Source organism: Stenotrophomonas sp. 17(2023) (assembly GCF_030345315.1).
Classification (GTDB): domain Bacteria; phylum Pseudomonadota; class Gammaproteobacteria; order Xanthomonadales; family Xanthomonadaceae; genus Stenotrophomonas; species Stenotrophomonas acidaminiphila.
In genome coordinates this window covers 1841994-1862452 of record NZ_CP128405.1, presented here as the reverse complement: position 1 = coordinate 1862452, position 20459 = coordinate 1841994, and the positions used below count along the sequence as shown (strand labels likewise).

The 20459-nt window shown below is 68.9% G+C and carries 20 protein-coding genes; 8 read left to right on the top strand and 12 right to left on the bottom strand.

Features of this window, described 5'->3' with window-relative positions; all coding sequences use genetic code 11:
* Positions 1-10: 10 nt before the first annotated feature.
* The 6 genes from QQA12_RS08445 to QQA12_RS08420 form a co-directional block, all read right to left on the bottom strand.
* Complete coding sequence (locus QQA12_RS08445; protein ID WP_152985152.1) at positions 11-223, bottom strand: hypothetical protein; 213 nt, start codon at positions 221-223, stop codon at positions 11-13.
* A gap of 82 nt (positions 224-305) precedes the next feature.
* Positions 306-1496: a methyl-accepting chemotaxis protein gene (locus QQA12_RS08440; RefSeq protein ID WP_054665716.1), complete on the bottom strand. Its 1191-nt coding sequence runs from the start codon at positions 1494-1496 to the stop codon at positions 306-308.
* Between the two features lie 52 nt (positions 1497-1548).
* Positions 1549-2172, bottom strand: coding sequence for a high frequency lysogenization protein HflD (gene hflD / locus QQA12_RS08435; RefSeq protein ID WP_054665713.1), 624 nt, complete (start codon positions 2170-2172; stop codon positions 1549-1551).
* On the bottom strand, positions 2169-3302 hold the full coding sequence (gene mnmA / locus QQA12_RS08430) for a tRNA 2-thiouridine(34) synthase MnmA (RefSeq protein ID WP_056932912.1): 1134 nt from the start codon (positions 3300-3302) through the stop codon (positions 2169-2171). Before mnmA ends, hflD begins: the two co-directional genes overlap by 4 nt.
* Positions 3299-3760, bottom strand: a complete 462-nt coding sequence (locus QQA12_RS08425) for an NUDIX hydrolase (RefSeq protein WP_054665708.1) — start codon at positions 3758-3760, stop codon at positions 3299-3301. The genes mnmA and QQA12_RS08425 overlap by 4 nt, the downstream gene beginning before the upstream one ends.
* 2 nt (positions 3761-3762) lie before the next feature.
* A complete protein-coding gene (locus QQA12_RS08420; RefSeq protein WP_054665705.1) occupies positions 3763-4239 on the bottom strand; it encodes a hypothetical protein in 477 nt (158 codons plus the stop codon).
* 105 nt (positions 4240-4344) lie between these two features.
* Between QQA12_RS08420 and clpS the strand changes: the two genes are divergently transcribed.
* Positions 4345-4665, top strand: coding sequence for an ATP-dependent Clp protease adapter ClpS (clpS, locus tag QQA12_RS08415; RefSeq protein WP_054665702.1), 321 nt, complete (start codon positions 4345-4347; stop codon positions 4663-4665).
* A 278-nt stretch (positions 4666-4943) separates the two neighbouring features.
* Positions 4944-7223, top strand: coding sequence for an ATP-dependent Clp protease ATP-binding subunit ClpA (gene clpA, locus QQA12_RS08410; RefSeq protein WP_226049050.1), 2280 nt, complete (start codon positions 4944-4946; stop codon positions 7221-7223).
* A 129-nt stretch (positions 7224-7352) separates the two neighbouring features.
* Here clpA and infA read toward each other — a convergent pair whose 3' ends face one another.
* The 3 genes from infA to QQA12_RS08395 form a co-directional block, all read right to left on the bottom strand.
* Complete coding sequence (infA, locus tag QQA12_RS08405; RefSeq protein ID WP_005409596.1) at positions 7353-7571, bottom strand: translation initiation factor IF-1; 219 nt, start codon at positions 7569-7571, stop codon at positions 7353-7355.
* Between the two features lie 87 nt (positions 7572-7658).
* Complete coding sequence (gene aat / locus QQA12_RS08400) at positions 7659-8417, bottom strand: leucyl/phenylalanyl-tRNA--protein transferase (protein WP_226050454.1); 759 nt, start codon at positions 8415-8417, stop codon at positions 7659-7661.
* Positions 8418-9133: 716 nt separating this feature from the next.
* Entirely contained in the window at positions 9134-9976 is an 843-nt protein-coding gene (locus QQA12_RS08395; protein ID WP_226050453.1) for an AraC family transcriptional regulator, read from the bottom strand.
* Between the two features lie 101 nt (positions 9977-10077).
* Here QQA12_RS08395 and QQA12_RS08390 point away from each other — a divergent pair, with 101 nt between their 5' ends.
* Positions 10078-10635, top strand: a complete 558-nt coding sequence (locus QQA12_RS08390; protein ID WP_054665694.1) for a peroxidase-related enzyme — start codon at positions 10078-10080, stop codon at positions 10633-10635.
* A 379-nt stretch (positions 10636-11014) separates the two neighbouring features.
* Here QQA12_RS08390 and QQA12_RS08385 read toward each other — a convergent pair whose 3' ends face one another.
* From QQA12_RS08385 to trxB, 3 genes are read right to left on the bottom strand one after another with little or no spacing between them, the layout of a single operon-like run.
* On the bottom strand, positions 11015-12160 hold the full coding sequence (locus QQA12_RS08385) for a GNAT family N-acetyltransferase (protein WP_226050452.1): 1146 nt from the start codon (positions 12158-12160) through the stop codon (positions 11015-11017).
* Positions 12157-13050, bottom strand: a complete 894-nt coding sequence (locus QQA12_RS08380; protein WP_226050451.1) for a metallophosphoesterase — start codon at positions 13048-13050, stop codon at positions 12157-12159. The genes QQA12_RS08385 and QQA12_RS08380 overlap by 4 nt, the downstream gene beginning before the upstream one ends.
* Before the next feature lie 24 nt (positions 13051-13074).
* Positions 13075-14052, bottom strand: a complete 978-nt coding sequence (gene trxB / locus QQA12_RS08375; protein ID WP_056932920.1) for a thioredoxin-disulfide reductase — start codon at positions 14050-14052, stop codon at positions 13075-13077.
* Between the two features lie 288 nt (positions 14053-14340).
* Here trxB and QQA12_RS08370 point away from each other — a divergent pair, with 288 nt between their 5' ends.
* The 5 genes from QQA12_RS08370 to QQA12_RS08350 all read left to right on the top strand — a co-directional run bounded on the left by QQA12_RS08370 (position 14341) and on the right by QQA12_RS08350 (position 20421).
* Positions 14341-16698: a DNA translocase FtsK gene (locus QQA12_RS08370; RefSeq protein WP_054665686.1), complete on the top strand. Its 2358-nt coding sequence runs from the start codon at positions 14341-14343 to the stop codon at positions 16696-16698.
* Between the two features lie 90 nt (positions 16699-16788).
* Complete coding sequence (gene lolA, locus QQA12_RS08365) at positions 16789-17427, top strand: outer membrane lipoprotein chaperone LolA (RefSeq protein ID WP_226050450.1); 639 nt, start codon at positions 16789-16791, stop codon at positions 17425-17427.
* A gap of 74 nt (positions 17428-17501) precedes the next feature.
* Complete coding sequence (locus QQA12_RS08360; protein WP_056932922.1) at positions 17502-18872, top strand: replication-associated recombination protein A; 1371 nt, start codon at positions 17502-17504, stop codon at positions 18870-18872.
* A gap of 68 nt (positions 18873-18940) precedes the next feature.
* Positions 18941-19327 carry a fluoride efflux transporter CrcB gene (crcB, locus tag QQA12_RS08355; protein ID WP_054665678.1) on the top strand — a complete coding sequence of 129 codons (387 nt, stop codon included), beginning with the start codon at positions 18941-18943 and terminating at the stop codon, positions 19325-19327.
* A 53-nt stretch (positions 19328-19380) separates the two neighbouring features.
* The gene (locus QQA12_RS08350) at positions 19381-20421 is read left to right on the top strand and encodes a glucokinase (protein WP_226050449.1); all 1041 of its coding nucleotides are present in this window, start codon (positions 19381-19383) and stop codon (positions 20419-20421) included.
* The last annotated feature ends 38 nt before the right edge of the window (positions 20422-20459 follow it).

The following is a 20459-nucleotide window of genomic DNA, read 5'->3' as shown; positions in this document are numbered from 1 at the left end:
AGTGGCGCGGTTACTCGATCACAGTGCGCGCCGCACGTCGGCAGAAGGCCAGGTCCCAGGCCACCAGGGTCGCCGACGGATCATCCTGCTCCGGCAAATCCGCCATCGGCAGCTGCCCGCTGCGTTCCAGTTCCTGCTGTACCAGGGCCTCCAGTGCCGCCAGGCGGGCACGCGCGGCGGCGGCACCGGCACCGGGCACGGCTTCCGCCGTCTGTGGGCTCACCGCTGCCTCGACCTCCGCCCAGCCGGCCGGCAACGACAAAACCCCGGCCGGGGCCGGGGTCGTTGTCGCATCGTGGCGGGAATCAGAACAGCTCAACCGTTCCCGCGCCCATGCTCTGCTGTGCCACCGGCTTGTGCGGCGGGCGTTCCCATTCGCTGCGCATCTCACGCAGGCGGCTGCCGGTACGCTGCAGCGCGAGCACCAGCTCGCCGTCGAGCACGCCGCCACTGCGATGCAGCAGCTCCTGCAGCGCCACGGCTTCGCGGTTGATCGCGGTCAGGCGGTCCAGGTGGGTGTGCACGCCGCCCAGCGCCTGGGTGGCGATGTCCTCGAACTGCAGGGCACGCACGGCGTCGGCGACGCTGCTGTCGATGGCACGGCCGCATTCGGAGATCTCGCGCATGCCATCGCCCAGCGAGTTGTTGATCGCCGCCACGTTCTCCAGCATGGCCGCCGCCTCGTGGCGCGCCTCGCGGGAGCGGTCCATGTCGCGCGAAGCCATGTGCGAGACGGTCTCGCGGACCTTGGCGATCGCGTCCTTGGAGCTGTGCGCGAGCTTGCGGATCTGCTCGTTGAAGGTGGTCGAGCGCTCGGACAGGTTGCGCACCTCGTCGGCGACCACCGCGAACCCGCGCCCGGCCTCGCCGGCACGCGCGGCCTCGATGGCGGCATTCAGCGCCAGCAGGTTGGTCTGGTCGGCGATCGACTTCACGTCCTCCAGCAGGGCGAAGATGCCGTCCAGGTGCTGGGCCATCTGGTCGATGTGCTGCACGGTGTTGCTGCTCTGGCCGCTGACCTGCTCCAGCGCCTCGACCAGCTGCTCCATCTGGTGGCTGGCGTGCTGGGCGAAACGCGCCACGTCCACGCCGCCACCGCCATCCTCGCCGGCGCGGTCGACGATGCGGGCCAGCGCCTGGCTCTGCTGGCGCGACTTGCGGTTCATCGCATCGAAGCTGCTGCCCAGCCCGGCGACCGCCTGGCGGATCAGTTCGCGGGCGCGCTCGATCTCGCCGCGCGAACCATCGATCTCGTTGCTGACGAAGCTGCGCAGCTCGTTGAGCAGCTGGTCCTGCTCCTTGAGCACGCGGGCGTGCTCGGGCGAACGCTGCGACTGGCTGTAGGCGCTCCAGTAGGCGAACACCAGCCAGCTCAGCGCCATCGTGGTCAGGACCGCCCACACAACGGCCGCGGGCCATGCGAAGGCCAGCGCCAATGCCAGCAGGAAGGTAAGGGCCAGCGGGGCGGCCAGGCGGATTGCAATGCGTGAATACATGGACGTTCTCGGGAGAGTCACGATTGCAGTATCGGCCGTGCCGGTCGGGTCTTTAGCCGCCGCCGCGCAACCTTCGCGAGATCGCTTCGAGCATGGCCTTGCGCGAGAACAGGAAGTCCCAGTAGCTGCCGCCGAGCTGGCGCCACAGCACCGCCGAGCGCACCGCCGCCAGCAGCAGGGCACGGATCTCGGCGACCACGCCCGCCTGTCCCAGGTAGTGCGGATTGCCCTGCACCATGATCCGCGGCTTGAGCTGGCTGATGGTGTCCGCGTACAGGCCGCCCATGGCGCCCAGTATTTCGGGGTGGGCCGGGTCGCCCAGCTCGCGGGCCTGCGCGGCGGCGCGCTCGATGCCGGCCTGGACCTTGTCCACGGTGGCGCGTTCGCGCACGAAGCGGCGTTCGAGCTGCATCACCGACAACGCCAGGCGCGGCAGCAGCGCGTCCTTGCCCTGGTTGCCGAAATAGTCGCGCAGCAGGCGCAGCCCCGGTTCGAGCTGGTGGCTGTCGCCGTATACCGCGGCAGGGGACGGGGCGTCGATGCGCATCACGCTGTCCATCGCGGTGCGGACCACCGCGCTGTCGGAATGGCCGGTTTCGGCGATGCGCCGCACCTGCTGCAGGGCCTGGGCGATGCCGGCCAGTGCCAGGACACGGTCGTCGAAGGAAGAACTCATGCTTGCCTCTCAAGGGAAACGGGCCAGGGCGCACGCTGTTCGAGCGCAGCGTCGGTGGCGGCGATGACCGCGCCGCCCAGGCATTCGGGGCCGTCATACAGCACCAGCGACTGGCCGGGCGTGACCGCCCGCTGCGGCCGCTCGAACTGTACCTGCACGGTGCCGTCGTCACCCACGCTCACGCGGCAGGGTTCGTCCGGCTGCCGGTAGCGGGTCTGCGCGGTACAGGTGAAGGTGGCGGCGGGCGCGCTGCCGGCGATCCAGTGCATGGCTTCGCTACGCAGCCGGCTGGACTGCAGCCAGGGGCTGTCGTGGCCCTGGTCGACATACAGGATGTTGGCCGCCACGTCCTTGCCGACCACATACCAGGGGGCCGCCGGCCGCCCGCGCACCCCGCCGATGTTCAGGCCCTCGCGCTGGCCCAGGGTGAAATAGAAAACGCCCGGGTGGCGGCCGATGGGCTGTCCGTGCGGATCGCGGATCTCGCCTTCGCGCGCGGGCAGGTACTGGCCCAGGAACTGGCGGAAATCGCGCTCGCCGATGAAACAGATGCCGGTCGAGTCCTTCTTGGCGTGGGTCGGCAGCCCGCTTTCCCGGGCGATCCGGCGCAGCTGGCTCTTTTCCAGGTGGCCGATCGGAAACATGGTGGCGGCCAGCTGCGCCTGGCCCAGCTGGTGCAGGAAGTAGCTCTGGTCCTTGCCGCGGTCGGCACCGCGCAGCAGCCGCCAGCGCCCGCCCGACTGTTCCACCCGGGCATAGTGGCCGGTGGCGATGCGTCCGGCGCCCAGTTCGCGGGCGGCGTCCAGGAAGTGCTTGAACTTGACCTCGCGGTTGCACAGCACGTCCGGGTTCGGCGTGCGCCCGGCCGCGTACTCGGCCAGGAAATGCTCGAACACGCCCTGCCAGTACTCGGCCGAGAAATCGCGGAAATGGAACGGGATGCCAAGCCGCCCGCACACGGCCACCGCGTCGCGGCGGTCGTCCTCGGCGCGGCAATGCCCGCTGCCATCGTCGGCCCAGTTCTGCATGAACAGACCGGCGACATCCAGCCCCTGCTGCACCAGCAGCAGGGCGGCGACGGAGGAATCGACCCCGCCGGAGACCCCGACCACCACGTCAGGGCGGCTCATCGCAGCTGCCTCACGATGGAAAGCGGATGGCGCTGCCCGGCCAGCCAGTCCGATACGGTCTGCCACACCAGCGGGCTGCGCAGCCGCGCCATGTCCGCCTGCAGCGCCGCCGGGGTCAGCCACAGCGCCTGCACGATGCCGCTGTCCAGCGGCTGCTGCGGATGATGCCGCAGCGGTTCGGCGGCAAAGGCGAAGCGCAGGAACGGCGTGCCGTCGGGCGCGTTCCACTGGTAGGTGCCGATGAACGCGGTGGGCCGCACCTCCCAGCCGGTTTCCTCGCGGGTTTCACGCACGGCCGCCTCGACCAGGCTCTCGCCGGCATCGAGGTGGCCGGCCGGCTGGTTCAACACCCGCCGCCCGTCCTTTTCCTCCTCCACCAGCAGCAGCTGCCCGGCGCGGCACACCACGGTGGCCACGGTGACGTGTGGCGCCCAGCGCTGGGAGCTCAACGCATTCACCCTCAGTACTCGTCCTTCGCCGTCAGTTCCAGTTCCATCGCATCGGCGCTCTTGATCGCCGCGTCGATGGCGTCGCTGAGCACGTCGGCCTTGGCATCGGCGTCGATCTTGACCACGAACATGGCCAGGTCGCCCTGCTTTACCCAGCCACCGAGCTTGGAGTCGTTGGCGTCCTCCAGCAGGCGGTTGGCGACCAGTGCCGGAAACTGCGGGCCGGGGGCCTTGTAGCCCGGCGACCAAATCTCGCGCACGCGATGGGCGCCATAGGTCTCGACCGACGAGCGCACGAACACCAGCTGGGTGCGTTCGTCCTCCATGTCGAACACCAGGCGGTAATCGCCATCCTCGTCGACCTCATACTTGTATTCCAGCGAGTCGAGCAGCCGGCCGACGGCGGCATCGGGCTCGCCGGCGAGGGCGTTCCCGGCCATGCCGGCGCACATGCCCGCCACCATCATTGCTGCCACGTACTTCTTCATGCGTTCCCTGCGGGATTGGTTGATCAGGCGCAAATTGTGCGGTGGGCAGGGTGTTCACGTCCAATTCGGCGCAGCTGCACCGGGCCAGCCGCTATAATTCCGGGCATGCCCCGCAAGCTCCAACACGAGAACGACCATGGCCTGCTGGTGGAACCCGGCAAGCCCGAGGTCGCGCCGCCGCCGCTGTACCAGGTGATGCTGCTGAACGACGACTACACCCCGATGGATTTCGTGGTGGCCGTACTGCAGAACTTCTTCGCCATGGACCTGGACAAGGCCACCCAGGTGATGTTGCACGTCCATACCCGTGGCCGCGGCATCTGCGGGGTCTACAGCCGCGAAGTCGCCGAAACCAAGGTCGCGCAGGTCAACGAGTTCTCGCGCATGAACCAGCATCCGCTGCTGTGCACGATGGAGAGGGCCTGAGCGCCCCGCCGCGCCGGCGAGGCTGGCGCACACCGCACTCGCGCCACCAGCGGTCCGCACTGTTCCGGGCATGCTGCTGGTGATCGTATTGGCCATCGCCGGACCCGCATCCATTGTGGGCATGCCACCCCGGTGGATGCCGCTTTCCGGTGTGGGAAACGGCCGCTGCCGCCCCAGTCCGGCCTCTGCTAACGCCGTCTGAACACCGGCATCCGGTAGGGTGATGGAAAACGTGCAGTCAGGCCGCATATTGTCTCCAACCGCAGTCGGAGTCCCCCATGTTCAGCAAAGACCTCGAACAGACGATTGGCCAGTGCTACAAGCGCGCCCGCGAGGCACGTCATGAGTTCATGACGGTCGAACACCTGCTGCTCGCCCTGCTCGAAAATCCTTCCGCCCAGGCCGTGCTCAAGGCCTGTGGCGCCGACCTGGACCGCCTGCGCCGGGATCTGGAACAGGCCGTGGAGACCTCGGTCTCACGCCTGGCCGACGATGATGGCCGCGATACCCAGCCCACGCTCGGTTTCCAGCGCGTGCTGCAACGCGCCGTCTACCACGTGCAGTCATCGGGCAAGAAGGAAGTCACCGGCGCCAACGTGCTGGTGGCGATCTTCGGCGAGAAGGATTCGCACGCGGTCTACTACCTCAACCAGCAGGACGTGACCCGGCTGGACATCGTCAACTACCTGTCCCACGGCATCGCCAAGTCCGGCGACGAGGGCGACGCTTCGCCCTCCATCGACGGCGAGGGCCGCGCCGAGGGCGGGGAGGGCGAGGCCAAGGGCGACGCACTGGCCGAATACGCCAGCAATCTCAACGAGCAGGCCCGTGCCGGCCGCATCGACCCGCTGGTCGGCCGCCGCGACGAGATCGAGCGCACCATCCAGGTATTGTGCCGGCGCCGCAAGAACAATCCGCTGTACGTGGGCGAGGCCGGTGTCGGCAAGACCGCCATCGCCGAGGGCCTGGCCAAGCGCATCGTCGACGGCGAGGTGCCGGAGGTGCTGGCCGACGCGGTCATCTACTCGCTCGACCTGGGCGCCCTGGTCGCCGGCACCAAGTACCGGGGCGATTTCGAGAAGCGCCTGAAGGGCGTGATCGGCGCGTTGAAGAAGGTTCCCAACGCGGTGCTGTTCATCGACGAGATCCATACCATCATCGGTGCCGGGTCGGCGTCCGGCGGCACCATGGATGCCAGCAACCTGATCAAGCCGGCGCTGGCTTCCGGCGAGCTGCGCTGCATCGGCTCGACCACGTTCCAGGAATACCGCGGCATCTTCGAGAAGGACCGGGCACTGGCGCGCCGCTTCCAGAAGATCGACATCGTCGAGCCCACCGTGGGCGAGGCCTACGAGATCCTCAGGGGCCTGCGCCCGAAGTACGAGGCGCACCACAGCGTCACCTACGCCGACGACGCGCTGCAGGCGGCGGTGGACCTGTCGGTGAAGCACATCGGCGACCGCCTGCTGCCGGACAAGGCCATCGATGTCATCGACGAGGCCGGCGCGCGCCAGCGCCTGCTGCCGGAGGCCGAGCGCAAGGCGACCATCGACGTCGAGGAGGTCGAGGCCATCGTCGCCAAGATGGCGCGGATTCCCGCCAAGCAGGTCACCGCCACCGACAAGGACGTGCTGCGGCACCTGGAGCGCAACCTGAAGATGGTGATCTTCGGCCAGGACCCGGCGATCGAATCGCTGGCCTCGGCGATCAAGCTGTCGCGCTCGGGGCTGGGCAACCCGGAGAAGCCGATCGGCAACTTCCTGTTCGCCGGCCCCACCGGCGTGGGCAAGACCGAGGTCACCCGCCAGCTCGCGCTGCAGCTGGGCATCGAGCTGGTGCGCTTCGACATGAGCGAGTACATGGAGCCGCATTCGGTCAGCCGCCTGATCGGCGCGCCCCCGGGTTACGTCGGCTTCGACCAGGGCGGGCTGCTGACCGAGAAGATCGTCAAGACGCCGCACTGCGTGCTGCTGCTGGACGAGGTCGAGAAGGCGCACCCGGACATCTTCAACATCCTGCTGCAGGTCATGGACCGCGGCATCCTCACCGACACCAACGGCCGCGAAGCCAACTTCAAGAACGTGATCCTGGTGATGACCACCAACGCCGGCGCGGCGCAGGCCTCGCGGCGCTCGATCGGCTTCACCCGGCAGGACCATGCCACCGACGCGATGGAAGTGATCCGCAAGAGCTTCACCCCGGAGTTCCGCAACCGCCTCGATGCGGTGGTGCAGTTCCAGGAGCTGGGGCTGGACCACATCCTGCGGGTGGTGGACAAGTTCCTGATCGAACTGGAAATGCTGCTGCAGGACAAGCACGTCGCGCTGTCGGCGACCGCGGCCGCGCGCGACTGGCTGGCCCGCCACGGCTTCGATCCGCAGATGGGCGCGCGGCCGATGGCCCGCGTCATCCAGGACCAGATCAAGCGCCCGCTGGCCGACGAACTGCTGTTCGGCAAGCTGGTGGGCGGCGGCAGGGTCAGCATCGACGTGCGCGACGGCGAACTGGTGGTCGAGACCGAGGCCGAGCCGGAGCATCTGCTGCCGGCCACGGTCTGAGGCGGGCAGGGCCCTGCCTGGCGACGGCGGCTGCGGCCGCCGTCGTCGTTTCCGGCCTGGTTCACGCGGATCGCAGGCACGCAAAAAAGCCAGCCCAGGGCTGGCTTCGGGGATGCACGGCTACCGCGCTTACTTCATGCGGTAGGTGATGCGACCCTTGGTCAGGTCGTACGGCGTCATTTCAACCTTGACGCGGTCGCCGGTAAGGATGCGGATGTAGTTCTTGCGCATGCGGCCGGAAATGTGGGCGATGATCTCATGCCCGTTTTCCAGTCGAACGCGGAAAGTGGTGTTCGGCAGCGTCTCGCTGACGGTGCCCTCGAACTCGATGGAGTCGTCTTTCGACATGTAATCCTGTGCGGTTCTGCGGATGGCCTTTTCAGGCCCGGAAGCCGCGCATTTTACCCCGCGCCGCGCCATCATGCAAAGTTTGCGTTAAACCGCGTTCCCGCCCGCCAGAACCGCGGCCGGCCAGCGGCCGAAACGGCGGGTCCAGCTCCCGCCCGGTGGGCTTTCCGCCTCCCGGACCAGCGCCCGTACCCGGGCCAGGAACAGATCGCGCGGCAGGTGAACGGCCCCCATGCGCAGCAGGTGCGGGTTTTCCACCTGGGCGTCGATCAACGGCCAGCCCCAGCCATGCAGGACATGCGCCAGCGCCGCCAGGGCGACCTTGGAGCCCCCGCTGCGGCCACTGAACATGCTTTCGCCGAAGAACATGCGGCCGATGGCCACGCCATAGATGCCGCCGACCAGTTGCGGGCCGTCGAACACCTCCACCGAATGCGCATGCCCGAGCCGGTGCAGTTCCACATAGGCGCGATGCATGCCGGCGGTGATCCAGGTGCCGTCCTGGCCCGGCCGTGGCGCACTGGCGCAGGCCTGCATCACCTCGGCGAACGCGGTGTCCGCGGTGACCGTCCAGGCGCTGGCGCGCAGCGCCCGGCGGAAGCGCGATGACAGGTGTACGCCATCGGTATGGAACACCATGCGCGGGTCCGGCGACCACCACAGGATCGGCTGGCCTTCGGAAAACCACGGAAAGATGCCGCCGGCATAGGCGTTGAGCAGGCGTACCGGCGTCAGATCGCCGCCGACCGCGAGCAGGCCATTGGGCTCGGCCAGCGCGAGCTCCGCCGGCGGGAACGCCGCGTCGGGTGGCGCGGCAAGCAGAAATGGATGCGCTGCGCGACTCATGCGCCGTTGCCGTCACCGAATGGGGCGTGCTGCCGCTGCACCAACGGGCAGCGCCTGGACGCCAACGCTGTGCAGGAGAACCCTGCTGGCAGCAGGAAGCGTTTCACGGGTGATCGCCGCATGTTCGAGGCCAGCATGCCCGGCCCGGCGGGCGCGATGACGCCGTCGCGGGGAACGATGAAGGTCCCGGCGAGGCCTGCTGCCTCCGTGGCAGGTGGCGGGCACGAAGCAAGGGGAGTGCGCATCCTGGTGTTGGTTGACCTGAGCCTGTTCGCGCGATCCTGGGCACGCAGTCGCGCCGATGCGGAATGGCATCATAAATGGCTTTCCGGCGTGCCGTGGAATGCCGATGCCCTGATTGAACGGGTTGGCGCAGGCAGACGGTCACGGACGCGTCGTCTCGAGCCGGGAGCCGATTGGCCCGGCGCACGCCTGGGCATGGGCTACCCGGGCCATCGGGTGTCACGGGACCGGGCGCGCCTGTATCTGCCGGCTCCGGCGTGCTGATTCCGGCCTGCGTTTCATCGATGCCCGCGCATCATCGAACAGCGCGAGTTCTTCGGGCGGAGTGGATACGCGCCGCGGGTTCCCTGCGCGACGCGAAGGCCGGCCATGTGCCGTAATGGAGCAGGCTTCTCCCGGCATGGGCCCTGCCAGCCGGGCCGCATCCGGGGATCCGCCGGCCCCCGATCCAGCATCAGGTCCGGCGTCCGTGCTCAGTGCGAGGGCGATGCGCCCGATGCGGACAACCAGACCGTGGGCGAGGTGCCCGCATGCCGTGCCGCGAAGGCGCGTGCGAATGCCGATGCACTCGCATAGCCGACGTCCAGCGCCACGTTCTTCAGCGGTTGCCCACGCTTGAGCAGCGTCTTGGCGACGCTGATGCGCCAGTCGGCGAGATAGTCGCCGGGCGGGGTCCCGACGACATGGTGGAAGTGCGCCGCGAAGCGCGCGCGCGACATGCCGCTGACCCGCGCCAGGCCGTCCAGGGTCCAGGCATCGCCCGGAGCGCCGTGCATGGCGTTCAGTGCTTTCGCCAGGCGCGGATCGGCGAGACCGGCGAGCACGCCTTGTGCGACCACGCCAGCAGTCATGCAATGGCGCAGCAACTGCAGAATCATCAGTTCACTGAGCCGGTCCAGTGCCGCCTGCCGTCCGCAGTGCCCGGCGAAAGCCTCCTCGAACAGCAGTTCGAGGGTGCCGCGCAGCAGCGTGTTGTCGCGCAGTGGCAGTACCAGCCGCGCGGGCAGGCTGCGGGTCAGCGGGTTGCCGGCATCGGCCCCCAGCTCGATGGACGAGCACACCAGGTCCGCGCCCTGCGTGCCTTCGCCGCGGATCCAGTGCGGAGCCGGTCGCGGATAGAAGATCAGGCTGGGCTCGTCGATCGTGGTCTCGCCGGCCACGGCGTCGCCGATCCGCAGCGTGCCGCCGCGCAGCACGTGAAGGTGGCCGACGCCGTCATGGGCGTCGAAGTCGGCGGTGTCGCACAGGCTTCCGGTATGGAAGACCCGGGCGCGCAGGCGGAAGCAGTCGAGCAGTGCGCTGAGCCGGTCGTGCATGTCGAGACGATCTGTGTATTTTAGTGGACTAAATGATACCAGTAGTATCAACCCGGTAGGCACAGTAACGGCTCCCCATCACGGCTTCCAAGGAGCCCGCCATGACTGCCGCATCCCCCCGCATCGCTCCGCTCGACCCGGCCTCGGCCGATCCCGCTGTCGCCGCCACCCTCGCTTCGGTCAAGGCCAAGCTCGGTGTGGTGCCCAATCTGTTCCGCACGTTTGCCCGCTCGCCGGCGGCGCTCGACGGTTACCTCGCCCTGTCGGACGCCCTGGCGGGCGGTCGCCTGAGCGCCGGCCAACGCGAGATCGTCGCGCTCTCGGTCGGGCAGGCCAACCGCTGCGGCTATTGCCTGGCCGCGCATACGCTCATCGGCAAGGGCGCCGGCCTGTCCGAAGCGGACATCCATGCGGCGCGCACCGGTACCGGCGCCGATCCGCACGACACCGCGCTGGCAGCATTCGCACGGCGCCTGACCGAACAACGGGGCGTCGTCAGCGACGACGAACTGGCGGCGTTCCGGCGCGCCGGTTTCGATGACGCCGTCGCGCTGGAAGTGGTGGCGCTGGTCGCGCTCAATACGCTGACCAACTACACCAACCACCTCGCCGGGACGGCAGTGGACTTCCCGCCGGTGCCGCTGGAAATCGCGGGCTGAGCAACGTCCGCCACGACGATGCGGGACGCGCTTGCCGGCGCGTCCCGCTTCACGGCGTCTGACGGCCATCCGGCTTGGCCGGGCGCAAGCCGATGGCCAAGTCCGTCGCCGCGCACATCGGCACAGGTAATGTCATGGCCGTTGCGCACGAGTACGTGCTTGGATGCGCGGCTCGAGGCGTTGGCACCATGCGCTGCGGATGCCGGTCGCAGGTCGCCGGTAGTGCCGTAGCCGCCAACGCAACGGCATGCAGTGCCCGTGCGCCTGCGACGCGCACGCCGACAGGTTGCCGCCAACGGCGGCCCAGCCAGCGCCCGTTACGCCTGCGCGAACGCCGCGTCGGGCGGCGTGGGACGCACAGTCGGATGCACTGCCCGGCTCAAGTGCCGTCCTCGTCGCCTTCGCGGAACGGGGAATGCTGCCGCAGCGCCTGCATGTAGCGCGCGACATCACGCTCCTCGCGTGCGCACCACCCGCGCAGCGCCTGGCGGAACTGCGGGGCGGCGATCCAGTGCCGGCTGCGCACCGGTACCGGCAGGAACCCGCGCGCCAGCTTGTGTTCGCCCTGCGCACCCGGCTCGAAGCGCTGCAGCCCTTCGCGCAGGCAGTACTCGATGCCCTGGTAATAGCAGGTCTCGAAGTGCAGGCCGGGCAGGGCGGCGCCTCCCCAGTAGCGGCCGAACAGCGTGTCGCCGCCGCGCAGGCACAGCGCACCGGCGATCGGCCGTTGGTCCTGGAGGGCGAGGAACAGCACCAGCTGGCGTGGCATGGTGCTGGCCAGGTGCCGCAGGAACGGCAGGGTCAACGCCGGTGCGTTGCCATACTCGGCGAAGGTCTGCAGGTAGAAGCCGTGCATCGCCTCCAGGTCGCCGGCCGTCGCCTCGTCGCCATGGACCACGCGGAAATCGATGCCGCTGCGCGCCACCCGGGCGCGCTCCTGGCGGATGTTCTTGCGGCGCTTGTGGTCCATCGCACCCAGGAAATCATCGAAACTCCGCCAGCCCGGCCGGCGCTGCCACTGGAACTGCACGTCCACGCGCCGCAGCCACTCCGCGTCGAACAGCGCATCCTCGTGGCCGGGATGGAAATTGACATGGGCCGAGGACAGCCCGGTCTCCTGTACGTGGCCGGCGATGGCCTGCAGCAGCTGCCGGCGCCGCGTGTCGTCGCCGGCCAGCAGGCGCGGGCCGGTGACCGGCGAATAGGGAACCGCGCCCAGCCACTTCGGGAAATAATCCAGCCCGTGCCGCGCGTACGCGTTGGCCCAGGCATGGTCGAACACGAACTCGCCATGCGAGTTCTCCTTCAGGTAGCCCGGCACCGCCGCCACCAGCGCGTCGTCGTGCCACAGGGTGAGGTGCCGGGGTTGCCAGCCCCACTCCGGGCGCAGGCAGCCGTGCTGCTCCAGCCCGGCAAGGAAGGCATGGCTGACGAAGGGATTGCGCCGGTCGTGCAGGGCATCCCATTGCGCCGCTTCCACCTGTGCCAGGGACGGGAGTACGCGCAGTCGCGGGGGCAGGGTCATGGCCGCAGCTGCAGCACGTCGATGGTGGGCGGGTTGAACAGGCGCAGCGGCAGGCCGACTTCGCCCACGCCGCGGGTGGTGAACACACGCACCGGGCCGGCCGCCGCCGGCGCCACCTGTTCGCCGCGGTCGAACCCGTGGGCGCTCGGGATGACCTTGCGGTACAGCCACGGGATGCGGATCTGCCCGCCATGGGTGTGGCCGGCCAGGACGATGGCCGCATCGCCCGGCAGCAGGTCCATGGCGCTGTCGGGATTGTGGGCGACGACGATCGCCGGCAGGTGCCCGGGTACCTCGCGCAGGAAGCGCGGGTCGTCCTTGCCCGCCCAGCGGTCGCCCAGGCCGGCCCAGCGGATGCCGTCGGCATCGGTGAAGCGCATGCCTTCGATGATGCGCACGCCATTGGCGCGCAATGCAGTGCGCAGGGCGGCATCGATGTCCGGGCCCGGCGCCTGCTGGTCGTGGTTGCCGAGCACGGCGTAGACCGGCACCCGCAGCGCCGACAGCGGCGAGAACGCCTCGGACAGCACCAGCCGCTGCGGTTCATAGGTCAGGTCGCCGGCGATGACCACCGCATCCACCGGCAACGTATCGAGCCGCGCCACCAGCCGCTGGAGGAAGCGGCGGTCCTTGTAGACCCCCAGGTGGATGTCGCTGACCAGGGCGATGCGGACCTGCATGCCGGTGCCGGGCAGCTCGGTATGGGCCACCCGGATCCACTGCGGCTCGATGAACCGCGCCCACGCGAACAGGCCGCAGCCGAGCAGCAGGACCCCGAGCACGGGGCGGTACCGGCGCTCGCGGCGCCAGCGCCACAGCAGCCAGGCGATGGCGGGGAGCACCAGCCAGCTGCCGTGGAACAGCAGTTGCTTGGCGAGCACCTTGTCCATGCCCGGCTGCCGGAACGGCCGGGCTCAGTTGCCCTGGGCGTCGAGGAAGCGCTCGGCGTCGAGTGCGGCCATGCAGCCGAAGCCGGCCGAAGTGATGGCCTGGCGGTAATGCTGGTCGGCGACGTCGCCGGCCGCGAACACGCCCTCCACCGAGGTCTGGGTGGCGTTGCCGCCCAGGCCCGAGCGGATTTCCAGGTAGCCGTTGTTCATGGCCAGCTGGCCCTTGAACAGGTCGGTGTTGGGCTGGTGGCCGATTGCGACGAAGAAGCCGTGCGCGGCGATGTCGCGGGTGCTGCCGTCCTGGGTGGACTTCACCCGTACGCCGGTCACGCCCATCTCGTTGCCCAGCACTTCGTCGACCTGGTGGTGCCACACGGTTTCGATCTTGCCGGCGGCGACCTTGGCGAACAGCTTGTCCTGCATGATCTTTTCCGCCTTGAGCGTGTCGCGGCGATGCACCAGGTAGACCTTGCGGGCGATGTTGGACAGGTACAGCGCCTCTTCCACGGCGGTGTTGCCGCCACCGACCACGACCACGTCCTGGTCCTTGTAGAAGAAGCCGTCGCAGGTGGCGCAGGCCGACACGCCGCGGCCCTTGAACGCGTCCTCGGACGGGATGCCCAGGTACTTGGCGGTGGCGCCGGTGGCGATGATCAGCGCATCGCAGGTGTACCGGGCACTGTCGCCGGTGAGCGTGAACGGCCGCTGCGACAGGTCGGCGGTATGGATGTGGTCGAACACCACCTCGGTGTCGAAGCGCTCGGCGTGGGCCTGCATGCGCGCCATCAGGTCCGGCCCCATCAGGCCGTGGGCGTCACCCGGCCAGTTGTCCACTTCGGTGGTGGTCATCAGCTGCCCACCCTGCTGCAGGCCGGTGATCACCACCGGCTTGAGGTTGGCGCGCGCGGCATAGACCGCGGCGGTCCAGCCGGCGGGGCCGGAGCCCAGGATGACGAGCTTCTGGTGGCGGGTGGGCAGGGACGGGGCGCTGGAAGTGCTCATGTATACTCGCGGGAAGTCGGGATTGGCGGCGCGATCGCGGTACATGGCGACCGTCCGGGCTGGTAATAGAGTGGAGACCGGGCTCCGGTGAATCAAGGCGCAGGGATGGAACTGCGCGGCCCGCCCGGTCGCTCCCGTCGCCGCCCGCAGCCCGTTCCCGGTGCTCCGCACGCGCTCCGATGTCCTTGCGCCCCCCGTCCCGTCGCCCGCCGCAACAGGCGGATGAAACGGCGCCGCCTGTCGTTTAATATCAATCACTAACCATGCATTTCTAAGGTCTGGTCCAAGGTGGCGAAACAGGTCCCGGAACGTGACAAGGGCGCTGGCCCGAGCGGCAACGCGCGCAAGCAGGCGGCCGCCGCGGACAATCCACGCCGCAACAAGCTGTGGCGCGATCTGGCGCTGATCGCGATCGCGCCGGCACTGCTGTACCTGCTGGCCAGCCTGTTCACCTATTCGCCCACCGACCCGGGCTGGTCGCAGGCCGGCTCGGTGGTCGCCCCGATCCACAACATGGGCGGCCGGGTGGGGGCGTGGATCGCCGACGTACTGCGCCAGCTGTTCGGCTACGTCGCCTATCTCATCCCGCTGATGCTGGCGGCGGTCGCCTGGATCGCCATGTTCGGGCTCAACCGCGAGAACCGCGGCAACGACGACCTCGGCCCGGCGTTGCGCCTGGTCGGCATCGTCGGCTTCCTGATCGGCGCCACCGGTTTCCTGTACCTGCGCCTGCCGCCGGGCGATGTCGCCCGCGCCGGCGGCGGCCTTGGCGTGCTGGTGGGCAAATCGCTGCAGAGCGGCTTCGGCCCGGTCGGCAGCAACCTGTTCCTGCTGGTGCTGCTGCTCACCTCGATCACCCTGGCCACGGGGCTGTCGTGGTTCTGGGTGATGGAGAAGATCGGCAAGTGGGTGCTGGCGCTGGGCCCGCTGCTGGACCGCAAGAAGGAACAGGCCAGCGCCTGGCAGCAGACCCGTGCGCTGCGCGAGGAGCGCGAGGAAGTGCGCAAGGTCGATGCCGAGGTGCGCGCCAGGCGCGAGCCGGTGAAGATCGAACCGCGCCCGGTGCCGGTGATCGAAAAGAGCGAACGCGCCAAGCGCGAGACCCAGATCCCGATGTTCCAGGGCGTCAACGGCGACGGTTCGGACGTGCCGCCGCTGGCCCTGCTGGACGACCCCAAGCCGCAACCCAAGGGCTACGACGAGCAGACCCTGGAAACGCTGTCGCGGCAGATCGAGTTCAAGCTCAAGGATTTCCGCATCGATGCGCTGGTGGTCGGCGCCTATCCGGGCCCGGTCATCACCCGTTTCGAGATCGAGCCGGCGCCGGGCATCAAGGTCAGCCAGATCAGCTCGCTGGACAAGGACATCGCCCGCGGCCTGTCGGTGAAATCGGTGCGCGTGGTCGACGTGATCCCGGGCAAGTCGGTGATCGGCCTGGAAATCCCCAACGTCACCCGCGAGATGATCTTCCTGTCCGAGCTGCTGCGCTCGAAGGAATACGACAAGTCGGCCAGCGTGCTGACCCTGGCGCTGGGCAAGGACATCGCCGGCCGCCCGACCGTGGCCGACCTGGCGCGCATGCCGCACCTGCTGGTGGCCGGCACCACCGGCTCGGGCAAGTCGGTGGCGGTCAACGCCATGGTGCTGAGCCTGCTGTACAAGGCCAGCCCGAAAGACCTGCGCATGCTCATGATCGACCCGAAGATGCTGGAGCTCAGCGTCTACCAGGGCATCCCGCACCTGCTCGCGCCGGTGGTCACCGACATGAAGGAGGCCGCCAACGGCCTGCGCTGGTGCGTGGCTGAAATGGAGCGCCGCTACAAGCTGATGAGCGCGGTGGGCGTGCGCAACCTGGCCGGCTTCAACAAGAAGATCAAGGACGCCATCGACGCCGGCCAGCCGCTGATGGACCCGCTGTTCAAGCCCAACCCGGAAATGGGCGAGGCGCCGCGCCAGCTCGAGCCGCTGCCGTTCATCGTAATCTTCATCGACGAATTCGCCGACATGATGATGATCGTCGGCAAGAAGGTCGAGGAACTGATCGCGCGCCTGGCGCAGAAGGCGCGCGCCGCCGGCATCCACCTGATCCTGGCCACCCAGCGCCCGTCGGTGGACGTGATCACCGGCCTGATCAAGGCCAACATCCCGACCCGCATCGCGTTCCAGGTCAGCTCCAAGATCGACTCGCGCACCATCCTCGACCAGTCCGGCGCCGAGGCGCTGCTGGGCAACGGCGACATGCTGTACCTGCCGCCGGGCACGGCGATGCCGGACCGCGTGCACGGCGCGTTCGTCTCCGACGAGGAAGTGCACCGGGTGGTCGAGCACCTCAAGGCCAGCGGCCCGGCCGATTACATCGAGGGCGTGCTGGACGAGGTCCAGACCATGGGCGACGGGGTGGTGGTCGGCGCCACCGGCCTGCCGGAATCCAGCGGCGGTGGCGACGAATCCGACCCGCTCTACGACGAGGCGCTGCGCATCGTCACCGAGACCCGGCGCGCCTCGATCTCCGGCGTGCAGCGGCGCCTGAAGATCGGCTACAACCGCGCCGCGCGCCTGATCGAGGCGATGGAAGCGGCCGGCGTGGTCAGCGCGCCGGAGCACAACGGCGACCGCAGCGTGCTGGCACCGCCGCCGCCCAAGTGAATGCCGGGGCGGCATTCGATCGCGATTGCCGCCCATTCAGTTTATCCCGGGCAGACTCTGCCCATTCCCCGTCCATCGATGACAACCGCCATGAACGTCTTCCTGCGTCCCACGTTGATCGCCGTCGCCCTGGCTGCCGCCGGTTCCGCCGCCGACGCCCATGCCGGCGCACGCGACGACCTGAAGTCCTTCACCAACGGCCTGCGCGGCCTGGACGGGCAGTTCAGCCAGCAGGTGTTTGATGCCCGCGGCAAGCTCAAGGAGTCGTCCAGCGGCCGCGTCGCGCTGTCGGCGCCGCGGCTGTTCCGCTGGGAGTACACCCGCCCGCATCCGCAGCTGATCGTCGCCGACGGCAGCAAGGTGTGGGTCTACGAACCCGACCTGGAGCAGGCCACCGTGCGCAGCCAGGGCGAGGAGGAGCAGAACAGCCCGTTGACCGCGCTGATCAACCCGGCGCAGCTGGAGCGCCAGTACGACGTCAGCGAGGAAGCGGCCCCGCGCGATGGCCTGCAGTGGCTGTCGCTGAGCCCCAAGCGCGAAACCGATGCCAGCTTCCAGTACGCCGCGCTGGGCTTCGGCCAGGGCGGACTGAGCCGCATGGAAGTGGTCGATGCGGTGGGGCAGCGTACCGTGATCGACTTCAGCGGCTGGAAGAAGAATCCGGGCTTCGCCGCCGGCACCTTCCGCTTCACCCCGGCCAGGAACGTGGACGTCATCGGCGAGCGCTGAGCGAAGAAGGCCAGCCACGGCTGCCGCCGTGCGATGACCGTCGCCGGCGCGGACGGCCACGCTAGAATGCCGGCGTGGCCAGATCCAGAAACACGTTCTCCGACCCTCCTGCCGACCTGTTGAGCGCGGACCGGGAGGGCATGCGCCCGCTCGCCGAACGCATGCGCCCGCGCACGCTCGACGAGATGGTCGGGCAGAAGCGCCTGCTGGCGCCCAATACCGCACTGCGCCGCGCGATCGAGTCCGGCCGCGTGCACTCCATGGTGCTGTGGGGGCCTCCGGGGTGCGGCAAGACCACCCTGGCGCTGCTGCTGGCACGCTATGCCGATGCCGAGTTCCGCGCGATCTCGGCCGTACTGTCCGGCCTGCCCGAGGTGCGGCAGGTGCTGGCCGAGGCGGCGCAGCGGTTTGCCGAAGGCCGGCGCACGGTGCTGTTCGTCGACGAGGTGCACCGCTTCAACAAATCGCAGCAGGACGCCTTCCTGCCGCATATCGAACGCGGCACGATCATCTTCGTCGGTGCCACCACCGAGAACCCGTCCTTCGAGCTCAACTCCGCCTTGCTGTCGCGCTGCCGGGTGCACGTGCTCGAGGCGGTGTCGCCCGAGGACGTGGCCGAAGCCCTGCAGCGCGCCCTGGACGATGGCGAGCGCGGGCTCGGTGGCGAGGACATCCGCGTTTCCGGCGATTCGCTGCTGGAGATCGCACGCGCCGCCGACGGCGACGTGCGCCGCGCCCTGACCCTGCTGGAGATCGCCGCGGAGCTGGCGGCGGGCGAGGGCGGGCAGATCACGCCGGAAACCCTGCTGCAGGTGCTGGCCGACCGCACCCGTCGCTTCGACAAGGGCGGCGAGCAGTTCTACGACCAGATCTCGGCGCTGCACAAATCGGTGCGCAGCTCCAACCCGGACGGCGCGATCTATTGGCTGGCACGCATGCTCGACGGCGGCTGCGACCCGTCCTACCTGCTGCGGCGCCTGACCATCATGGCGGTGGAGGACGTCGGGCTGGCCGACCCGCGCGCCCTGGAAATGGCGATCAACGTCTGGAACGCCTACGACCGCATCGGCGCGCCGGAGGGCGACATCGCGCTGTCCAACCTGGTCGTCTATCTGGCCAGCACCGCCAAGTCCAACGCCGCCTATGCGGCGCTGAACGCCGCCCGTGCCGACGTCGGCGAACTGGGCTCGCTGCCGGTTCCGCTGCACCTGCGCAACGCGCCGACGCGGCTGATGAAGAACCTCGGCTACGGCAAGGGCTACCAGTACGACCACGACGTCGCAGGCGGCATCGCCCTGGACCAGACCGCGTTCCCCGACGAGATGGGCGAGCGCGTGTACTACCGGCCGGTCGAGCGCGGGCTGGAAATCAAGCTCAAGGAAAAACTCGACCGCCTGCGCGCGGCGCGCGAACAGGCCAGGGGCGGCGACTCGACAAAGGACTGAGCGAGGCCTCGTGCCGCGCCCGTCAACCTTCCGCGGCATTCCATGACAGCAGCAGGAGATAGCAGCCGATGTGGCTTTCCTTTGTGGCGATAGGCGTCGGAGCGGCCATCGGGGCATGGCTGCGGTATGGCCTGAGCGTGTGGCTCAACCCGCTTCATTCCAACGTTCCTCTGGGCACGCTGGCCGCCAATCTGCTCGGTGGCTACGCCATCGGCCTGGCGCTGGCGTGGTTCGCGGTACGCCCGGACATCGCGCCACAGTGGCGCCTGTTCGTGGTGACCGGCCTGCTCGGCGGTCTGACCACTTTTTCCACCTTCTCCGCCGAGGTGGTGCAGCTGTTCCTGCGCCAGCAACTGGGCTGGGCGCTGGCGACGATGGGCCTGCACCTGGCCGGCTCACTGTCGATGACCGCATTGGGCTGGACCACCTGGCGACTGTTGCGCCCCTTGGCGTGAACCGGCTTTCCAACGCATGATCCGCTTTCCCCACGTAACGATCGAAACAAGACATGCCGGTAGAGCAGGGTAGAGTGAGCGAGCCGGTACCGGCAACGACCATCATCGGCGCCGACGTCGGCGGAACCTACGCCCGGCTGGGCTGGGCCATCCTGCGACCGGGCGAGCCGATCAAGATCAACGATTTCCGACGCTATGCGTGTGCCGAGCACCCGAGCCTGGCGGCGATCCTGCACGACTATGCCGCCGGCCTGCGCGCCAATCCGGTACTGCCGCCGCTCGGCGGCGCAGTGGTGGCCATCGCCGGGTTGCTGGATGGCGACCGCCTGCTCAACACCAACCTGGCGTGGCCGGTTTCGCTGGACGCGACCCGTCGTGAGTCGGGGATTGGCGAACTGGAACTGATCAACGACTTCGTGGCCGTGGCCCAGGCCATTCCGCACGTCGCGCGCACGGCGCTGCACCCGTTGTCCGCCATCCCTGGCCATCACGCCGCCGGCCCGGCACTGGTGCTCGGCCCCGGCACCGGCCTGGGCGTGGCACTGCGCCTTGAGAACAGCCAGCCGCCCGTGCTGGCCAGCGAAGGAGGGCACGCCGCACTGAGTGCCGGCAACGCGCTGGAGCTGGACGTGCTGCGCATGCTGCTGCAGCGCCATGGGCATGTGGACAGCGAGCGCATCCTGTCCGGCCCCGGGCTGATGACGCTCTACGCCTGCCTGTGCGAGCGCGAAGGCGTGGCACCGCGCTGGCAGACGCCTGCAGAACTGGTGCAGGCCGCGCGTTCTGCCGATGACCCGCTCGCACTGGCCAGCATCCGCGCATTCTGCGGTTGGCTGGGCAGCGTTACCGGGGACCTCGCGCTCACCTTCGGCGCCCGCTCGGTCTACCTCACCGGCGGCATCACCGGCCATCTCGCCCAGTGGCTGCACGAGGGCGGCTTCCAGCAACGCTTCCTCGCCAAAGGTGCGCTGTCGTCCGCCCTGCAGCAGGTATCGGTGTGGCGCATCGACGACGGCGAACTCGGCGTGCTGGGCGCGCTGGCCTGGCATGCAGAGACCAGCCGCCACGCCGCCACCACCGGAGACAGGCATTGAACACACGCAGAAGTTTCCTGCAGGCCAGCGCGCTGCTG

Excerpts from the sequence above, each read along its gene's own strand:
- infA (WP_005409596.1), bottom strand. The coding sequence starts at position 7,571 with ATGTCGAAAGACGACTCCATCGAGTTCGAGGGCACCGTCAGCGAGACG.
- QQA12_RS08420 (WP_054665705.1), bottom strand. The coding sequence starts at position 4,239 with ATGAAGAAGTACGTGGCAGCAATGATGGTGGCGGGCATGTGCGCCGGC.
- aat (WP_226050454.1), bottom strand. The coding sequence starts at position 8,417 with ATGAGTCGCGCAGCGCATCCATTTCTGCTTGCCGCGCCACCCGACGCG.
- QQA12_RS08395 (WP_226050453.1), bottom strand. The coding sequence starts at position 9,976 with ATGCACGACCGGCTCAGCGCACTGCTCGACTGCTTCCGCCTGCGCGCC.
- mnmA (WP_056932912.1), bottom strand. The coding sequence starts at position 3,302 with ATGAGCCGCCCTGACGTGGTGGTCGGGGTCTCCGGCGGGGTCGATTCC.
- QQA12_RS08385 (WP_226050452.1), bottom strand. The coding sequence starts at position 12,160 with ATGACCCTGCCCCCGCGACTGCGCGTACTCCCGTCCCTGGCACAGGTG.
- QQA12_RS08390 (WP_054665694.1), top strand. The coding sequence starts at position 10,078 with ATGACTGCCGCATCCCCCCGCATCGCTCCGCTCGACCCGGCCTCGGCC.
- clpA (WP_226049050.1), top strand. The coding sequence starts at position 4,944 with ATGTTCAGCAAAGACCTCGAACAGACGATTGGCCAGTGCTACAAGCGC.
- QQA12_RS08380 (WP_226050451.1), bottom strand. The coding sequence starts at position 13,050 with ATGGACAAGGTGCTCGCCAAGCAACTGCTGTTCCACGGCAGCTGGCTG.
- lolA (WP_226050450.1), top strand. The coding sequence starts at position 16,789 with ATGAACGTCTTCCTGCGTCCCACGTTGATCGCCGTCGCCCTGGCTGCC.
- crcB (WP_054665678.1), top strand. The coding sequence starts at position 18,941 with ATGTGGCTTTCCTTTGTGGCGATAGGCGTCGGAGCGGCCATCGGGGCA.
- trxB (WP_056932920.1), bottom strand. The coding sequence starts at position 14,052 with ATGAGCACTTCCAGCGCCCCGTCCCTGCCCACCCGCCACCAGAAGCTC.
- hflD (WP_054665713.1), bottom strand. The coding sequence starts at position 2,172 with ATGAGTTCTTCCTTCGACGACCGTGTCCTGGCACTGGCCGGCATCGCC.
- QQA12_RS08440 (WP_054665716.1), bottom strand. The coding sequence starts at position 1,496 with ATGTATTCACGCATTGCAATCCGCCTGGCCGCCCCGCTGGCCCTTACC.
- QQA12_RS08350 (WP_226050449.1), top strand. The coding sequence starts at position 19,381 with ATGCCGGTAGAGCAGGGTAGAGTGAGCGAGCCGGTACCGGCAACGACC.
- clpS (WP_054665702.1), top strand. The coding sequence starts at position 4,345 with ATGCCCCGCAAGCTCCAACACGAGAACGACCATGGCCTGCTGGTGGAA.